This window comes from Photobacterium aquae, from assembly GCF_001029445.1.
Taxonomy (GTDB): Bacteria; Pseudomonadota; Gammaproteobacteria; order Enterobacterales; family Vibrionaceae; genus Photobacterium; species Photobacterium aquae.
The window spans coordinates 215,558-231,089 of sequence record NZ_LDOT01000023.1 but is presented as its reverse complement, the minus strand read 5'-3'; the positions used below and the strand labels follow the sequence as shown (position 1 = coordinate 231,089).

The following is a 15,532-nucleotide window of genomic DNA, read 5'->3' as shown; positions in this document are numbered from 1 at the left end:
GGCTCACAATTCTTCTTGCTCCGCCTCTGAGCGACTACGGGAAACAGCCTGAACATACGAAGATGGTGGGTTACAGTGTACCAACTGGCGCTTCTGGTTTTCAGAGATCAAATCACAGCGCTGTTTATCCCAAATGAAACCTTCAGGAACTTTATTTTTTTCAATAACATAATAACTACTCCGCTGCTGTTCGTTAAGTATTGCCTCCAGCGGCAGATTCTTTTGCTCAGCTTTGCCCTGCGAATAAAATTGGGCGGAGAACGGGCGTTGATTTATATAAACCAAATCACTCGCCACGTTACTTGGGTCATTCTTCCACGTTGCCAGTAGCCCTTTTTCCGCCTCTTTCCCAACTAAATTAAACGCAAGCAATATAGCAATGATGGCGATCATGATCGGTGTTATCTCCCCCAGCCGATAGACACAAGTCGCCAACGGCTTTTGCTTCTGATATGCACACACCAGTAACGCCAATGCTGGCAGCCCCGGTAATACATAGCTGGGCAAGATATTTCCTGCAAAGGTAAACAATAGCATTGGGGCGAGCATCCAACACCACAAATAACCAATATACCCATCAGGTATGATGGTGTTCAATGTCGCTGGATTTGACTTTCGGCATACCTGATAGAGCAAGACAGGCGCCCATGGAAATGCCGCCAACAACCAGAATAGCCAAATCGTTCCTCTAACTTCATTATGAGCTGTACCGTATAAGTCCCCCTCCCAACCGGAAACCACAAAACGCATAATATGCTCGCCCACAATAAAATAATTCAGAAACCCCGGTGTTTTCCATTCGGCAATTAAGTACCACGGTAAGGTGAGCGACAGGAATAATATAATCCCTCCTTTCCATGGCAGAAGATTGGGAATTCGCTTCCAACGATGATCAGGCAACAACCACATCGTCAAACTAATACCCACCAGCACCAAGGCAAGTGGGCCTTTGGCTAACATGCCAATAGCCAAACCAGTAAAAAACAAGTACCCATGCCACGATGACTTATTTTGCCAATTCAACCAAAAGCTCACCATGCTCAAACTTACAGCAAGAGTCAGTGCTGTATCGGTCATAACCGCACCAACAATAACGATGAAAGCCGTTGTGGTCGCCAAGACTCCTGTCGCTAACCATGCCATACTCTCTCCGAGCGTCCGTTTCGCGGCATACCAGACAAGATAAAGAATGAGTACCCCCACCATTAAATGCGGTACCCTAGCTGCAAACTCGTTAACGCCTAAGACCTCAAACCCCATTGCGCTTAACCATGCAAATAGGGGCGGTTTACCCCAAAAAGGCACGTTATAGTCAAACATCGGTGTAATCCAATTGCCCGTTTCGTACATGATCCGCGCCATTTCACCGTAACGTGCTTCAGTGGTATCCATGAGCGGGTAAATACCCAACGTCATCAGACGAACGATCAATGAACCGAAGAGCAAATACCCCCCCGTACGAGCAAGTGTGGAAACTGAATGCTTATACCCCATCTTCAGTCTCCCTGCTCTGCTCGTAACCAACCGACACGCTTTCATCCATCACCACGTACAACGGTCGCTGCTTGGCTTCGATAAATAGCCGGCCGATATACTCTCCCATCAGCCCTATCGACAATAACTGAATCCCACCCATCAGCAGCATCATAATCATCATGGACGGGTAGCCAGCGACCGGATCCCCCCATAAGAGGGTCTTGCTCCATACAATAAAAGCCCACACTATGGCAGCAACAGATATCATCGCTCCAGCCACCGTAGCCATACGCAAAGGTCGAGTACTAAATGAAGTAATGCCTTCGAATGCGAGGTGCATTAATTTGCGATAATTCCATTTCGTCTCACCGGCCTGGCGAGAGTCCCGTTCAAACTGTAAGGTAGTACGCTTGAATCCTGGCCAAGCAAATAACCCCTTCATAAACCGGGTACGCTCAGGCAGCTGATTAATTTCACGGACAACACGCTGGTCAAGTAGACGAAAATCACCAACGTTAGCGGGCAAATCCACCTCGCTAATATGATTAATCACACGATAAAATGCTGCTGCTGTAAATCGTTTGAACCAACCTTCTCCGTGCCTCTTGCTCCGCTGCATATCGACAACATCAAAGCCAGCTTGCCACTGACTTACCATCTCCGGAATCAGCTCTGGCGGGTCTTGCAAATCGGCATCGATAATAATGACCGCCTGTCCCGCAGCTTGTGCAAGCCCTGCACTCATCGCGGCTTCCTTACCAAAGTTGCGGCTCAAACGCACCGCCCTGACTGTATGGTGTGGCGAAGTAAATGCCGCAGCCAAAGACCAAGAGCTATCAGCGCTTCCGTCATCAACATAAATAATTTCACATGGCCTGTGTAGCTGATCCAATGCATCGCACAACCGTTCATGGCAAGTTGCCAGAACTTCAGATTCGTTGTACATCGGAACAATGACGCTAAGAAAAGGCTGAACAATGTAGGCCTCATCCGGACGGCGGGGCAGCATAGCAATAGATGACATGGTTATTTTCTCGTTTTTGAAAATAACCACAGGCTAAACATAACCTTGTGAGAAAAATGTCACTGACATTTTTTTCACACGCTAGTATGGCAAAATAGGGGGAATACCTAAGGCTAACAAGCCGACTGTCGGAGTTCGCAATGAAACTATTATTGGTCGAAGATCATCAGGATATAGCCGGAGTTATCTTCGATTTCTTTGAAATTAAAGGGCATGCCCTCGATTATGCCAGCAACGGCGTACATGGGTTAGAATTGGCATCGAGCAATCATTATGATTTGATCATCCTTGATGTCATGCTGCCCAAAATGGATGGTTTCACCGTATGCAAACTTCTCCGAGAACAAGGGAACGATACCCCGATCCTCATGCTAACTGCCCGCGATACACGAGAGGATACGCTCGAAGGCTTCGCAACCGGCGCTGATGACTATCTTGTCAAGCCGTTCGACCTTGACATTCTAGAGGCAAGGATAAAAGCCCTGACTCGCCGTCGTAGTGGAGAGACGGCCCAAACGTCGTTACACTTTGGCGATCTCACACTTGATCTCAATACGCACACAGCCCAAAGAGAAGGTTGCACCTTTACCCTCAACCCTACGCTGTTCAAAATACTAAAACTCCTTATTACCCGCTCACCCAAAGTGGTCACTAAAGAAGAGCTCGTTTCCTCGCTTTGGGATGACGAAGAGCCCGAAGGCAATGTATTACGCAGCCATATCTATCAGTTGCGAAGTATTATCGACAAGCCCTTCAAGCAAGCATATATCCGAACCATACCGAAAGTCGGTTATCAACTGGTTAAAGAGGACTAGTCGTGACTGTCAGCGTCAATAAGGCCAAGAGTGCCAAGCAACTTACCTTTACCTACTTTGCGGCGATTGCATTTGCGATCCTAACGCTGCATTTTACCTTGATGGATTCAACGCTGGATGATTTTGAGCAGCTCAATGCGAATAACCGTCTGACACACGCTCGTCAGGTTGCTATGGAGGTTTTGGCTGAACAACATCTTGAGCAATTTGCCATCCCACCTTTTACCAAAGCCTTCGTTGGGAAAGCATCCTTACCGGATCATCTCGCCATACCGGATGATTTGCCGTATGGCAAAACAATTGAGGTTGAGCGCGATGAATACAATGACACCGAGTACTTTATTCAACGCAACCGCATCACAAACGACAAGAATAATGAAGATCTCTACCTTCTCTATTACGATGATATTTTTGAAATTAGCGAAGAACAGATCTTAGATAATCAACTAAAACAGCTCGCAATCTCATTTATCCTCTTAACTGCCACGATGCTTGTCGTACTAAAAGTATCAGGACGACTCACTCACCCGTTATCAGAACTGGCCGATAACCTGGAGCAACGCAGTGCAAATGATCTTTCTCCCGTTGAGGTGCCAAGCGGTACGGTATCACGCGAGCTGCTACAACTCGTCGATAGCTTTAACCGCTACATGTCCCGCATTGATGAGCTGCTCAACCGCGAGCGAGCATTCAATCGCTATGCAAGCCATGAACTACGAACGCCATTAATGGTAATAAAAGGGGCTACCTCCCTGCTCGGCCAGTCACATGAGCCTACATTCATCGAAAAGCAGCGATTACGCCTACAACATGCCAGTGATGAAATGAATGACTTTGTCACGACCTTACTCTCATTAACCCGAGAGGAAAATTTCGACGCACTAACTGCGAGACCTATTACCAAGACCGAAATTACTCAGATCACCCTCGCTCACACCCACCTCATCTCTTCAGACAAACACATAGAGTGGCAAGTGCTTGTAGATAAAGGTGTAACTCTCAAAATCCCAGAGAACACCCTCAACATTCTATTGGGAAATCTCATCAAAAATGCCTTTGCATACACAGATAAAGGATCTGTTGAAATTAGCGTTTCACAACATCAAATTACCGTTTGCGATACAGGAATGGGACTGGGGACTTCTCACAAAGGCGTGAACGGATATGGCTTGGGGTTACTCATAGCCAATGATATTTGCCGCAAGTATGGATGGAAACTCGAGCATCGTGACAACCCAGGCGGTGGGTGCTGCGCCTGCATTACATTTAAAGCAGACGAAGCACCCAATATTTAACCAATAGATAAAAAACAAGTTTTGGGATGCATATTAATCGCTTTGATAGAAAAACTTTTTTTTTACCATAACGCGGTATAATGACATTCGTTTATTATTCAACGCTAACGGACAATCATGAGTAAAGTGTTTACATTTCTTAAAGGAATGGCGATGGGTGCGGCAGATGTCGTTCCTGGCGTTTCAGGCGGCACCATTGCTTTTATTACAGGTATTTATGACACACTGCTTGAAAGCATCCGCCGTATCAATCCATCCTTAATTGGTATTTGGCGCCAAAATGGCTTTAAGGCTGCATTTGAACACATTAACGGCACCTTTCTGATCTTGCTCCTATCAGGGATCTTAACCAGTATCTTCACACTGGCCCGGGTCATTACATGGATGCTGCACACTCATCCAATTCCATTGTGGTCCTTCTTCTTCGGCTTGATCATCATCTCGGTGATCCATATGTTCAAACAGGTTTCAAACTGGGGAGCAAGCCGCGTTATTGCCGTTATTGCGGGTACCGTATTTGCCTACGGCATCACCGTACTGCACCCATTGACGCTGGAGCCAACTTATTTCAATATTATTCTGTCAGGCTCCATTGCTATTTGTGCCATGATCCTACCGGGCATCTCCGGTAGCTTTATTTTGCTTCTGCTAGGTATGTATGCCCCTATCCTAGGCGCTGCAAAATCTTTAGATATCATCACATTGGGACTTTTCGCCAGTGGCTGTGTTATCGGCCTACTTTCGTTCTCTCATGTTTTATCTTGGGTGCTGCGCCACTATCGTGATATCGCCTTAACATTCCTTACGGGCCTGATGATTGGTACTCTTAGCAAAATCTGGCCTTGGAAAGAGACGCTAACTTGGCGAACCAACTCAAGCGGCGAGCAAGTTCCGCTACTTGAACAGAACCTCTCTCCGTTCCACTTCGAACAAATCACCGGCCAACCAGCCTTCATCGGCTACGCTATCATGGCAATGCTCCTTGGTATTGCGCTTGTGTGGGGACTAGAGCGCCTCTCCGAAAAATAAGCGCCTCAGCAACCATCCCAGGTAAGAGATAATAAAAAAGCCGCCAATTTGGCGGCTTTTTTTATAGAGAAAATAGGCTTAGTAGTACTGGAACATCTTCTGAACTTCTTTGTAATCCTGAGTTTGAGTCAGAGAAAGCATAAGAAGAATACGTGCCTTTTGTGGATTCAAAGTACCTGACGCAACAAAACCGTACTTAGCATCATCAACTTCTGCATCCAGTGTTGTGGAACCTGAACCCGTACGGGCACTACGCACAACCATCACACCGTCTTTGCTCGCTTTTGCCAGCCCATCGAAAATCGTATGGTACATGTTACCGTTACCCACGCCAGCACTTACAATGCCGTCAAAATCAGCATCAACCATCGCTTTAACCGGCAAATCTGTCGCATTTGCGTAGTTATAAACAATACCGACCTTAGGCAACGCTTTTACTTTCGATACATCAAATACTGTTTCTGTTGTATGGTGGCGCTCAGGGCTACGCTGGTATTTCACATCACTATTGTGCACGTAACCAAGAGGACCCATGTTAGGCGACTGGAACGTATCTACAGCGGTTGTGCTAGTCTTTGTGACATCGCGGGCATCAAAAACTGTATCGTTCATCGCAACCAATACACCACGGCCTTTTGACTCTGCATCCACAGCTGTCACTACCGCATTATAAAGGTTAACCGGACCATCAGCACTCATGGCTGTTGAAGGTCGCATTGCCCCTACCAATACAACAGGCTTATCACTTTTTACTGTAAGATCAAGGAAGTATGCCGTTTCTTCCATAGTATCCGTACCATGGGTGATCACAACACCATCCACATCATCTTTTGCTAGCAGAGCATTTACTCGGTTAGCTAACTTCAGCCAAACCTCATCATTCATATCCTGAGAGCCGATGCTAACAACTTGCTCACCGCTGATGTTTGCAATTTTTGTCATCTGCGGTACAGCATGAATTAGGGAGTCTACCCCAACTTTACCCGCCGTGTAGCTCGAATCTGTCGCTGACTGACCAGCACCAGCAATTGTACCGCCTGTTGCCAGAATCTTGATATTCGGTAGATCACCTGCAAAGCCTAATGAGCTAAAACATAGACCAGCAGTTAGCAGACCAATTGAAATCGCACTCTTTTTCATAATTTTTCACCTATTGGATATATATCTTAATATTTTTTAATTACGGTGAATAATATGCGAAACACATAATATTTTTGTGGTTTTTGTCACTAAATGAAGCAGAGAAAATTTGATCTAGCTTGCAGATACATCATCACGATGTAACCCGTTAACATCAGGCCACACAGCACGAAACACCAAAAACAAAAGCCCCCTTAATTTAACAATGCAGACATAACAGCATAAAGATTACAACAATGTCACAAAAGAAAGGCTCTACGAAGATAGAACTACAGCAAGATGATAGGATATCAAAACACCATCGGTAATCTGAGTATCGCAATCCGTTAGTAAGGATGAAAATGAGCATAAAAAGGAAATGGCCGATGCTATCAACCAGTAGCGCTATCATACTGGGGCTATCTTACATTTTATTCACAACCAAGTCCCCTCAGAGCGATACATACTGCCAACTCAGCCGTACCCCCTGTATAAATGACCAAATCAACATACGGTTATCACACGATATCGTCAAACCTATGATCGCCACTGAAGTGGACGTGGTATGGCCATCCCTCCCTGTCTCAGTTGAAAATCTTGAATTCATACTCGAAGGCCATGAGATGATGATGGGACAATATAAGTTAAAACTAAGCCGTACCGATCAAGATAATAGGTATAATGGCCAGATAATATTACCGTTTTGTACATCAGATGCTATGACATGGAAAGGGACGATTACCCCTTCCAACCATGAGCATGAGTTTGAACCTGTATTTATCTCATTGAGGATGGAAAAGTGAAATATCAATGGATTATCCTTGCCCTAGCTCTTGCTGCCGGCCTTATAACAAGCCTTATCGTTGACCGAAGCAATCCTGAGAAAACAGGACCGGAATACCCGTTGAATTTTTTGGAAACGGCTAATGAGGCGGTTGATCTATACGATCCCAAGGATCCTCGGATACGTGTCATCTACTTTGGCTATACCCACTGCCCAGATGTATGCCCAACGTCTCTAGCGGTTCTTTCCGCGGCGCTACAGAAAATCAAACCTCAGCAACTGTCACAACTATGGCCAATTTTCATTACGCTCGATCCTGACCGAGATACGCCAGAAAAAAGTGCTCAATACGCACAATATTTCCATAAAAATATTATCGGTATGACAGGAACACAAGCCCAGACTAAAGCTCTTGCTGAAAAATACGGTGTGCTCTACATCCGAACCGAGCTCAAAGACTCTGCTCTTGACTATGCTGTTGACCACAACTCCTACTTCTATTTCCTTGCCCCAAACGGCGACCTAATAGAAAAGGTACAACATACTCTAAACCCTGATATTCTTGTCGATGCCATTTCACGAGTGCTCCAAACATCCTCAAACAAAGCTTAATATCAGAATTATTACACTCAAAACAGCGAAAACCCGCTCAGTCGGGTTTTCTCATATTTGAGAGAAAAATAATAAGATAAATTAATGTTCGAGCAGCAAATGCATCAACATCTGCCATACTAATTCTGCCGACTGATAATTTAACGCTCGGTCTGTAGTGGCAAACAAAGGAGAAGAAAGAAAAATGAACCGTTCATTATCTATCCTTGCAGGCATTCTTCTGAGTGCAACACTTGTAGGTTGCTCTAGCTCAGATGAAGTCGATCAAATGCAGCAGCTCACAAATAAAGTCGATATGCTCTCTGATCAAGTAGGTGCGCTGCAAAGTCAGCAGGATCAACTAGCAGGTGCAGTTAACGACGCACGCGCAGCCTCTGACGCTGCATATCAAGAAGCAATGCGCGCCAATCAGCGTATTGACAACATTGCAAGTTCCTATAGAAAATAAAAAAGTGGCGCTTCGGCGCCTCTTTTTTTATCCCCACCGTTATCCGGCTGTTTCCAGAAAACTATAGCCTAATCCCCTTACCGTTTTGATATGCTTCTTAGACAAACCTGACATCACCATTTTGCGACGAATATTACTAATATGCATATCTAAATTTCGGTCAAACGGGCTGAGTTCTTTCTTTAGTACTTCTTTTTGCAATTCGGCTTTTGAGACCACAATACCATTATGGCTGACCAAATATTCAAGCAATTCTTTTTCAGTACCAGTCAAAGGAACACGATCAAGCTCAGCATAAATCGGAGTCGCAGAAGGAGCCATATGAATACGCTGTTTTTCTAACCCCACTCTGCGCAGCATTGCTTTAATCCGAGCAAGTAACTCCGGCACATGGAAAGGCTTAGCTAAATAATGATCGGCACCAGCGTCTAATCCATCAAGTAATGAAGATTCGTCAGCCAACGCTGTCAACATCATTATAGGTATTGCAAAACGTTGACAGATACGTCTTGCAACCTGCATCCCATCAATAGTTGGCAGCATAACGTCCAACAAAACAAGGTCAACACCCCGCTCTTCTAAGTAACGTAATGCTGAATCACCACAATGAACACAGCAAACATCATAGCCTTCATCAACGAGCACTTCTTCTAGTAACTCACAAAGCAGCTGGTCATCATCTACGACAAGAATCTTTGACAAAACACTCTCATATTATGGGAATTGAAAATAGTAATTCTATGTATTCTCAGCGTACAAGCAAGTAGTAATAGAAGCTCACAACCACGAGTTGATAGCGAACTCATCCATCATATCTAGCCAACCAACTATGACGGATTTCAGAACAAATACCGTAAACGATTACATCACTTTTAGCATCATAAAGTATTGACTTTACTGAAAGCGGCATGGTTCATAGCCCCTACGCCTTTCCCACAGAGTTACTCACAGCTTTTGTGGATAAATCACTTATCCACAGGCTAATAAGAAAAAGCATAATATATTCACAAAACGTATTCTGCACACTACTGATGTTCAAAACCCTCTCTGCAAAACATACAAAAATAGCAATCTCAACCCAAAAATGGAGCATAACTGTAATTTACCAAAGAAAAATATGATTTAAATGAGAATAAATATCACAAAAACACGCACTTAAGATGAAATCGAAATCGCAACCGTTTACTTCTCGAGCTCTATAAATCAATAATGAAAAAACAGACAGCACAGACCGCTATCAAATCAAACCGCAGATTAAAACCAGAAACCAAACTCAAAACACGTAAAATAACAACACTTATTCGTAAGATAACAAAAAAACCTTATTTTTAAGCAATTGATTTTAAAAATTAAAAGATCAAAACAAACAAAAAGCATCAATTTATAATTGACAGAAAACAAACAAAACATAAAATACGCGCCGTTTACCTAAAAGGTAGGCGATTTATAACGATAATAGCGAGATGTAGAGGTTTAAGAATGGCAAGCGACAACAACTACAGCCTTGGTCCAGTACCAAGCACGGCACGCAAAGGTGTTCTCTCCTTAACCATGGTAATGTTAGGGTTAACCTTCTTTTCAGCCAGTATGTGGACAGGAGGAACATTGGGAACGGGACTCTCCTTCAATGATTTCTTTCTCGCAGTTCTTATTGGCAATCTCATCCTCGGTATCTACACTTCCTTCCTCGGTTACATCGGCGCTTCCACTGGACTTTCCACCCATCTTCTCGCTCGTTTCTCTTTCGGCTCCAAAGGCTCTTGGCTTCCCTCTCTTCTTCTCGGCGGTACACAAGTTGGTTGGTTTGGTGTGGGGGTCGCAATGTTCGCTATTCCCGTTCAAAAAGCGACTGGCATCGACACTAACATTCTTATTTTAGTCTCCGGCCTACTCATGACCGCCACAGTCTACTTCGGCATTTCCGCCCTCATGATTCTTTCCGCCATCGCTGTTCCTGCCATCGCAATTCTTGGTGGCTACTCTGTATTCGAAGCCGTTGGCAGTGCAGGGGGCATCGAAGGCCTCAAAACCATTACACCGGAAAACCCTATTGAATTTTCTACCGCGTTAGCATTAGTAGTCGGATCATTTATTTCTGCTGGCTCACTAACAGCTGATTTTGTCCGCTTTGGCAAAAAGCCAATGGGAGCTGTACTGGTCACGATGATCGCCTTCTTCATCGGTAATTCGCTGATGTTTATATTTGGCGCTGCGGGTGCTGCGGCAACTGGCCAATCTGACATCTCAGAAGTAATGATTGCACAAGGTTTATTGATTCCAGCTATCATCGTACTCGGCTTGAATATCTGGACAACCAATGACAACGCGCTATACGCTTCAGGTCTGGGTTTCTCAAACATTACCGGCCTGTCCAGCAAGTACCTATCGATGGCAAACGGCCTTATCGGTACCCTGTGTGCGCTTTGGCTGTACAACAACTTCGTTGGCTGGCTAACCTTCTTGTCGGCGGCGATTCCTCCTATCGGCGGAATTATCATTGCAGATTTTCTGAAAAACCGTCATCGTTACAAAGACTTTGCTAACGCAGAATTCAACACAGTTAACTGGGCGGCAATCATGGGTGTTGCGGTAGGTGTTGCAGCAGGTCACTTCCTGCCAGGTGTCGTACCTATCAACGCCGTTATCGGCGGCGCGGTAAGCTACCTTGTACTTAACCCGCTACTGAACCGCAAACCTAACCAACAAACGGCAAATGCATAAGGATCGTTCTCGATGCAAAGCACAAACATGCTAATTCAAAACATTACACTACGTGGCAAGGAAGGCCTGCATCAAATCCTCATCGAAGAGGGAACTATTACAGCGATCAAAACTATGGATGATGCCTTCCACTTCGATGGTGTCATTTTGGATGGCGAAAACGGCATGGCAATCGCTCCGTTTTGTGAACCGCATATTCACCTTGATACCACGCAAACGGCCGGTGAGCCTAACTGGAACATTTCCGGAACGCTTTTTGAAGGTATCGAACGCTGGGCAGAACGTAAATCAATGCTCTCTGTGGAAGATGTCAAACGCCGTGCAAAGCAAACGCTGAAATGGCAAATTGCCAACGGTATCCAGCATGTCCGTACCCATGTCGACGTTTCTGACCCTACGCTCATTGCCCTTAAAGCAATGCTTGAAGTCAAAGAAGAAATGAAGGAATGGGTTGATATTCAAATCGTAGCGTTCCCTCAGGAGGGCATTCTCTCCTACCCTAACGGCAAAGAATTAATGGAACAAGCCGTTAAAATGGGCGCAGATGTCGTCGGTGCAATTCCCCACTTTGAATTCACCCGTGAGTACGGTATTGAATCTCTGCATTTTGCCTTTGAGTTAGCACGTAAATACGACCGCCTCATTGATGTGCACTGTGATGAAATCGATGATGAGCAATCTCGTTTTGTAGAGACTCTCGCAGCACTCGCCCACAAATATGAGATGGGTGATAAAGTCACGGCAAGCCACACCACTGCAATGCATTCATACAATGGCGCGTATGCATCCCGTCTGTTCCGCTTGCTCAAAATGTCGGGTATTAGCTTTGTTGCCAATCCATTGGTAAATATCCACTTGCAAGGGCGCTTCGATGACTATCCAAAACGACGTGGCGTTACGCGCGTCAAAGAGATGCTAGCATCCAATATTAATGTCTGCTTTGGTCATGATGATGTCTTTGACCCATGGTATCCACTAGGCACAGCAAACATGTTGCAAGTACTTCACATGGGGCTCCATGTCTGTCAGGTTATGGGCTATGAGCAAATCAACAATGGGCTAGATCTGATCAGCACTCATTCAGCGCGAACTCTGAACATTCAAGATCGCTACGGCATCGAAGAGGGCAAGCCAGGCAACCTTTTGATTCTGCCAGCAGAAAACGGCTTTGACGCCGTTCGCCGCCAAGTCCCTGTTCGCTACTCAATTCGCCAAGGCAAGATTATTGCTGAAACGCAGCCAGCGGTTACTCATATTCATCTCGGAGAGAATGCTGAGCCTGTCACCTTTCGTCGCTAAATCGTCGACTTAACACAAAACAAAAACGGACGCTGAAATGCGTCCGTTTCTTTTAAAAGCAACTCGGATGGTTAGCGCTTACGTCGAATAAACCCGAGACCCGCCAATGTTAGCAACCATGCCCACCCGGTAGAGCCACCGCTTGAATCAACATATTTGCCCATTTCACAGTTCGTTGGTGAAATGCCATCTGCATTAGGATTACATCCATTACCACTGGCCTCTTTATCCTGCTCAATGATGTAAGCTGGTGGCGAAATTGGATTCTCAGGCACTTTCGCGATCACTCGCATCACCCAATTATAATAAGTGCCAACACGAGTATAGAATGATGGACGATTAACCGAACCACATGTCGGTATACCTGTCACACCACCACTCACAATACCAACCTGAACCCAATTACCTAACTCATCTTGTGCGCGAAGCGGACCACCGCTGTCTCCCTTGCAGGAGTCAGCACCGTAATCACCATCCAACACTTCCTCTTGATCCTCTTCCTCTTCCCCTTCATTGGTCAGATCATCAGGATCAATCACAATATCATCTCGAATCTCAGGTGCTATAGTACATATCTTAGTCTGATCGAACGGGCTGGCTATAATACCGTGCATCCCATTACCTTGCTCAATAAGGGCAAAACAATCAGCAATAGGAACATGGGTCAAATAAGCCTCTTGAAGCTCATTAGGAAGAATACTGGCACCTGGATCAACAAATCCCCATCCAGATAGCCTATTATTTTTAACACGGTTTGCCGGATCCCACTCCTGAGCCAAACGGGTATCGATCTCACTGGCAACATCTGGGGCCGCTAAAGTAATCGGTGTCACCGAATCCGATGGGAATGGACGGCTAACCCGCAGTAGAGCAATATCATTCTGCAATGCAGTTTTAACCACTTCTTGCGAACCATCAAAGTCACCTTCAACCAAAGCCCCCGGTGAATAGTCAGGATGGACAACGACATGCGATATTGAATAAAGGTGACCAACATCGGTCAACTCAAGCGTTGGTGAGCCAACCGCAAGATTTAGTTGGTGCGGCTGAATTACAAAGTGCTTTTTCGAGTTCGAATCATAACTCACGACACAATGGGCAGCTGTCAATGCCCAGTTTTCACTAATGACTGACGCACCACAGTTATGAGCATTATCCATAGGAAGAACACGCAACGAAGCCATCCAACTGTGATTGCTGATATCGGTTACAGGATCACCACCAACGACATAAGGGGTAACATTCGATGCTCCTGCCATCATCGATGGTAAAAGCATAGAGGTCGCCAAGGCCAGAAGGGCTTTTTTCATTCCTAACTACTCCAGAATCCATTCAATCTGAGCAGAATAACAAGCCCTTATAGAAACCACAGATAGAAGAATGACAAAATGCGAGTCATTACGCCCCACATTCGAGTTAACTTACATCATTGCATCATTTTAGTGCTATGCGAGTTCCATAACCCATTGTTAACAGTGAACTTAAATGACCTCATTGCCTGTTAATGGACAAGGGGCACTTTCAATATCGAAATCAATAAATGCCCCCGTTAACTGAGAGGTAATGGTAGGATAAAAACCAAAATCTACCGCTTCATCAATATTCTCAATATCAATCGTATAGATTTTAACACCGAGCATTTTTACCTCGCTTGGTAAACAACTGGCTGAATCATTTAGCGTAAAACAAATTTCATCTGTCGTATCAATGTAGCCACACTGAACCTCTTCTTTTACCCCCAAATTTTGCAAACCGGCAAGATCACCTCGCGGCAGTTCATCGGGAATAACGATCAACGCTTCCGCCTCATCAAGCGTGTAATATTTACTCACGAGCACGGTATCCACCTTCGCCCCATCAACTGCAAAAACCCGAGTGTCTCCCTTTAATGCAGCCTCCATATCATCATCGTTACAACCGAATAGCGCCATCAATGACAAAAAAACACATGTTTTTTTCATATAATCCCTCATGTAGTAATATTTTTATTCAGATTATAGACTCATTTCACTCACACCTGCATCACACTATCATTACAAACACAATGTTAACTGCTGGAATTTTGAACACAATATAGCTAATTAATGTGATCTTGATCTTGATTCCTTCCATTATTTATATTTAATGGCATAATAAACAGAACAATTACCTGTATGGGTAACTTCTACCATTACACATCTACGGATAATAACTATGAGTATTGAATCAATCGTAAAACAGCGCGCTGGCGAGCAATGTGAACTGTGTTCTTCTACTGATGATCTAAAAGTATATGAAGTACCAGCCTCTCCAGACTCAACTGCTGCAAGTTGTGTGCTGGTATGTGAAAAGTGCCGTAGCGAAATCGAAGATGCTGAAACACTAGATCAAAACCACTGGCGCTGCCTGAACGACAGCATGTGGAGCCAAGAACCAGCTGTACAGGTAATGGCATACCGTATGCTTAAGCGTCTGTCTTCTGAAACTTGGGCTCAAGATCTACTAGACATGCTGTACCTAGAAGAAGACAAAATTGAGTGGGCAGAAAAAGGCCTACTAGCCGACGAAGACAAACCACGCGACGTAAACGGCGTTGAACTGAAAAAAGGCGATGATGTTACTATCATCAAAGACCTGCCAGTTAAAGGTTCAAGCATGGTAATCAAGCAGGGTACTGCTGTTCGTGGTGTTAACCTGACTGATGATCCTAAGCACATTCAAGGCAAAGTAAACGGTCAGACAATGTTCATCATTGCTGAATATTGCCGTAAGAAATAAGAGCCTGACTCTTTCCAAAAAAACCGCCTTTATGGCGGTTTTTTTATAATAGACGCCATCAAATTTTATTTGCCATTCTTTGAATATGATGAGTTTGATACCTCAACGTGGATCAAAAGCTAAGAATCTATCTCAAATTGAATTTTCAAGAAT

The 15,532-nt window shown here is 44.7% G+C and carries 14 protein-coding genes; 8 read left to right on the top strand and 6 right to left on the bottom strand.

Features of this window, described 5'->3' with window-relative positions; translation table 11 throughout:
* Window positions 1-3: 3 nt before the first annotated feature.
* Window positions 4-1,494 carry an ArnT family glycosyltransferase gene (locus tag ABT56_RS16385; protein ID WP_047879961.1) on the bottom strand — a complete coding sequence of 497 codons (1,491 nt, stop codon included), beginning with the start codon at window positions 1,492-1,494 and terminating at the stop codon, window positions 4-6.
* Window positions 1,484-2,500, bottom strand: coding sequence for a glycosyltransferase family 2 protein (locus tag ABT56_RS16380; protein WP_047879960.1), 1,017 nt, complete (start codon window positions 2,498-2,500; stop codon window positions 1,484-1,486). The genes ABT56_RS16385 and ABT56_RS16380 overlap by 11 nt, the downstream gene beginning before the upstream one ends.
* A gap of 140 nt (window positions 2,501-2,640) precedes the next feature.
* Between ABT56_RS16380 and ABT56_RS16375 the strand changes: the two genes are divergently transcribed.
* The 3 genes from ABT56_RS16375 (at window position 2,641) to ABT56_RS16365 (ending at window position 5,639) form a co-directional block, all read left to right on the top strand.
* Window positions 2,641-3,315, top strand: coding sequence for a response regulator transcription factor (locus ABT56_RS16375; RefSeq protein ID WP_047879959.1), 675 nt, complete (start codon window positions 2,641-2,643; stop codon window positions 3,313-3,315).
* 2 nt (window positions 3,316-3,317) lie between these two features.
* Entirely contained in the window at window positions 3,318-4,610 is a 1,293-nt protein-coding gene (locus tag ABT56_RS16370; RefSeq protein WP_047879958.1) for a sensor histidine kinase, read from the top strand.
* 117 nt (window positions 4,611-4,727) lie between these two features.
* Window positions 4,728-5,639 (top strand): polyprenyl-phosphate transporter, encoded by a 912-nt coding sequence (locus ABT56_RS16365; protein ID WP_047879957.1) that lies wholly within the window; start codon window positions 4,728-4,730, stop codon window positions 5,637-5,639.
* 78 nt (window positions 5,640-5,717) lie between these two features.
* Here the strand turns inward: ABT56_RS16365 and ansB are convergent, their stop codons facing one another.
* Window positions 5,718-6,779, bottom strand: a complete 1,062-nt coding sequence (gene ansB, locus ABT56_RS16360) for an L-asparaginase 2 (protein ID WP_047879956.1) — start codon at window positions 6,777-6,779, stop codon at window positions 5,718-5,720.
* Window positions 6,780-7,557: 778 nt separating this feature from the next.
* Here ansB and ABT56_RS16350 point away from each other — a divergent pair.
* Both ABT56_RS16350 and ABT56_RS16345 read left to right on the top strand, forming a co-directional pair.
* On the top strand, window positions 7,558-8,154 hold the full coding sequence (locus ABT56_RS16350; RefSeq protein ID WP_047879954.1) for an SCO family protein: 597 nt from the start codon (window positions 7,558-7,560) through the stop codon (window positions 8,152-8,154).
* 184 nt (window positions 8,155-8,338) lie between these two features.
* Window positions 8,339-8,602, top strand: coding sequence for an Lpp/OprI family alanine-zipper lipoprotein (locus ABT56_RS16345; protein ID WP_047879953.1), 264 nt, complete (start codon window positions 8,339-8,341; stop codon window positions 8,600-8,602).
* A 39-nt stretch (window positions 8,603-8,641) separates the two neighbouring features.
* On the opposite strand, the gene ABT56_RS16340 is transcribed toward ABT56_RS16345, so the two are convergent.
* Window positions 8,642-9,304: a response regulator transcription factor gene (locus tag ABT56_RS16340; RefSeq protein WP_047879952.1), complete on the bottom strand. Its 663-nt coding sequence runs from the start codon at window positions 9,302-9,304 to the stop codon at window positions 8,642-8,644.
* A gap of 777 nt (window positions 9,305-10,081) precedes the next feature.
* Here ABT56_RS16340 and codB point away from each other — a divergent pair.
* Together codB and ABT56_RS16330 are read left to right on the top strand one after the other, a co-directional pair.
* Window positions 10,082-11,323, top strand: coding sequence for a cytosine permease (codB, locus tag ABT56_RS16335; RefSeq protein ID WP_047879951.1), 1,242 nt, complete (start codon window positions 10,082-10,084; stop codon window positions 11,321-11,323).
* A 12-nt stretch (window positions 11,324-11,335) separates the two neighbouring features.
* Entirely contained in the window at window positions 11,336-12,622 is a 1,287-nt protein-coding gene (locus tag ABT56_RS16330; RefSeq protein WP_047879950.1) for a cytosine deaminase, read from the top strand.
* A gap of 71 nt (window positions 12,623-12,693) precedes the next feature.
* Here ABT56_RS16330 and ABT56_RS16325 read toward each other — a convergent pair whose 3' ends face one another.
* Together ABT56_RS16325 and ABT56_RS16320 are read right to left on the bottom strand one after the other, a co-directional pair.
* Window positions 12,694-13,932: a trypsin-like serine protease gene (locus ABT56_RS16325; RefSeq protein ID WP_047879949.1), complete on the bottom strand. Its 1,239-nt coding sequence runs from the start codon at window positions 13,930-13,932 to the stop codon at window positions 12,694-12,696.
* A 171-nt stretch (window positions 13,933-14,103) separates the two neighbouring features.
* Complete coding sequence (locus tag ABT56_RS16320) at window positions 14,104-14,583, bottom strand: hypothetical protein (RefSeq protein ID WP_047879948.1); 480 nt, start codon at window positions 14,581-14,583, stop codon at window positions 14,104-14,106.
* A 232-nt stretch (window positions 14,584-14,815) separates the two neighbouring features.
* Here ABT56_RS16320 and ABT56_RS16315 point away from each other — a divergent pair, with 232 nt between their 5' ends.
* On the top strand, window positions 14,816-15,379 hold the full coding sequence (locus tag ABT56_RS16315; RefSeq protein WP_047879947.1) for a PhnA domain-containing protein: 564 nt from the start codon (window positions 14,816-14,818) through the stop codon (window positions 15,377-15,379).
* Window positions 15,380-15,532: the final 153 nt, after the last annotated feature.

What these genes read in the sequence shown, in the direction of transcription:
- ABT56_RS16380 (WP_047879960.1), bottom strand. Translation starts at nt 2,500, where the DNA reads ATGTCATCTATTGCTATGCTGCCCCGCCGTCCGGATGAGGCCTACATT.
- ABT56_RS16345 (WP_047879953.1), top strand. Translation starts at nt 8,339, where the DNA reads ATGAACCGTTCATTATCTATCCTTGCAGGCATTCTTCTGAGTGCAACA.
- ABT56_RS16320 (WP_047879948.1), bottom strand. Translation starts at nt 14,583, where the DNA reads ATGAAAAAAACATGTGTTTTTTTGTCATTGATGGCGCTATTCGGTTGT.
- ABT56_RS16330 (WP_047879950.1), top strand. Translation starts at nt 11,336, where the DNA reads ATGCAAAGCACAAACATGCTAATTCAAAACATTACACTACGTGGCAAG.
- ABT56_RS16375 (WP_047879959.1), top strand. Translation starts at nt 2,641, where the DNA reads ATGAAACTATTATTGGTCGAAGATCATCAGGATATAGCCGGAGTTATC.
- codB (WP_047879951.1), top strand. Translation starts at nt 10,082, where the DNA reads ATGGCAAGCGACAACAACTACAGCCTTGGTCCAGTACCAAGCACGGCA.
- ansB (WP_047879956.1), bottom strand. Translation starts at nt 6,779, where the DNA reads ATGAAAAAGAGTGCGATTTCAATTGGTCTGCTAACTGCTGGTCTATGT.
- ABT56_RS16315 (WP_047879947.1), top strand. Translation starts at nt 14,816, where the DNA reads ATGAGTATTGAATCAATCGTAAAACAGCGCGCTGGCGAGCAATGTGAA.
- ABT56_RS16325 (WP_047879949.1), bottom strand. Translation starts at nt 13,932, where the DNA reads ATGAAAAAAGCCCTTCTGGCCTTGGCGACCTCTATGCTTTTACCATCG.
- ABT56_RS16385 (WP_047879961.1), bottom strand. Translation starts at nt 1,494, where the DNA reads ATGGGGTATAAGCATTCAGTTTCCACACTTGCTCGTACGGGGGGGTAT.
- ABT56_RS16365 (WP_047879957.1), top strand. Translation starts at nt 4,728, where the DNA reads ATGAGTAAAGTGTTTACATTTCTTAAAGGAATGGCGATGGGTGCGGCA.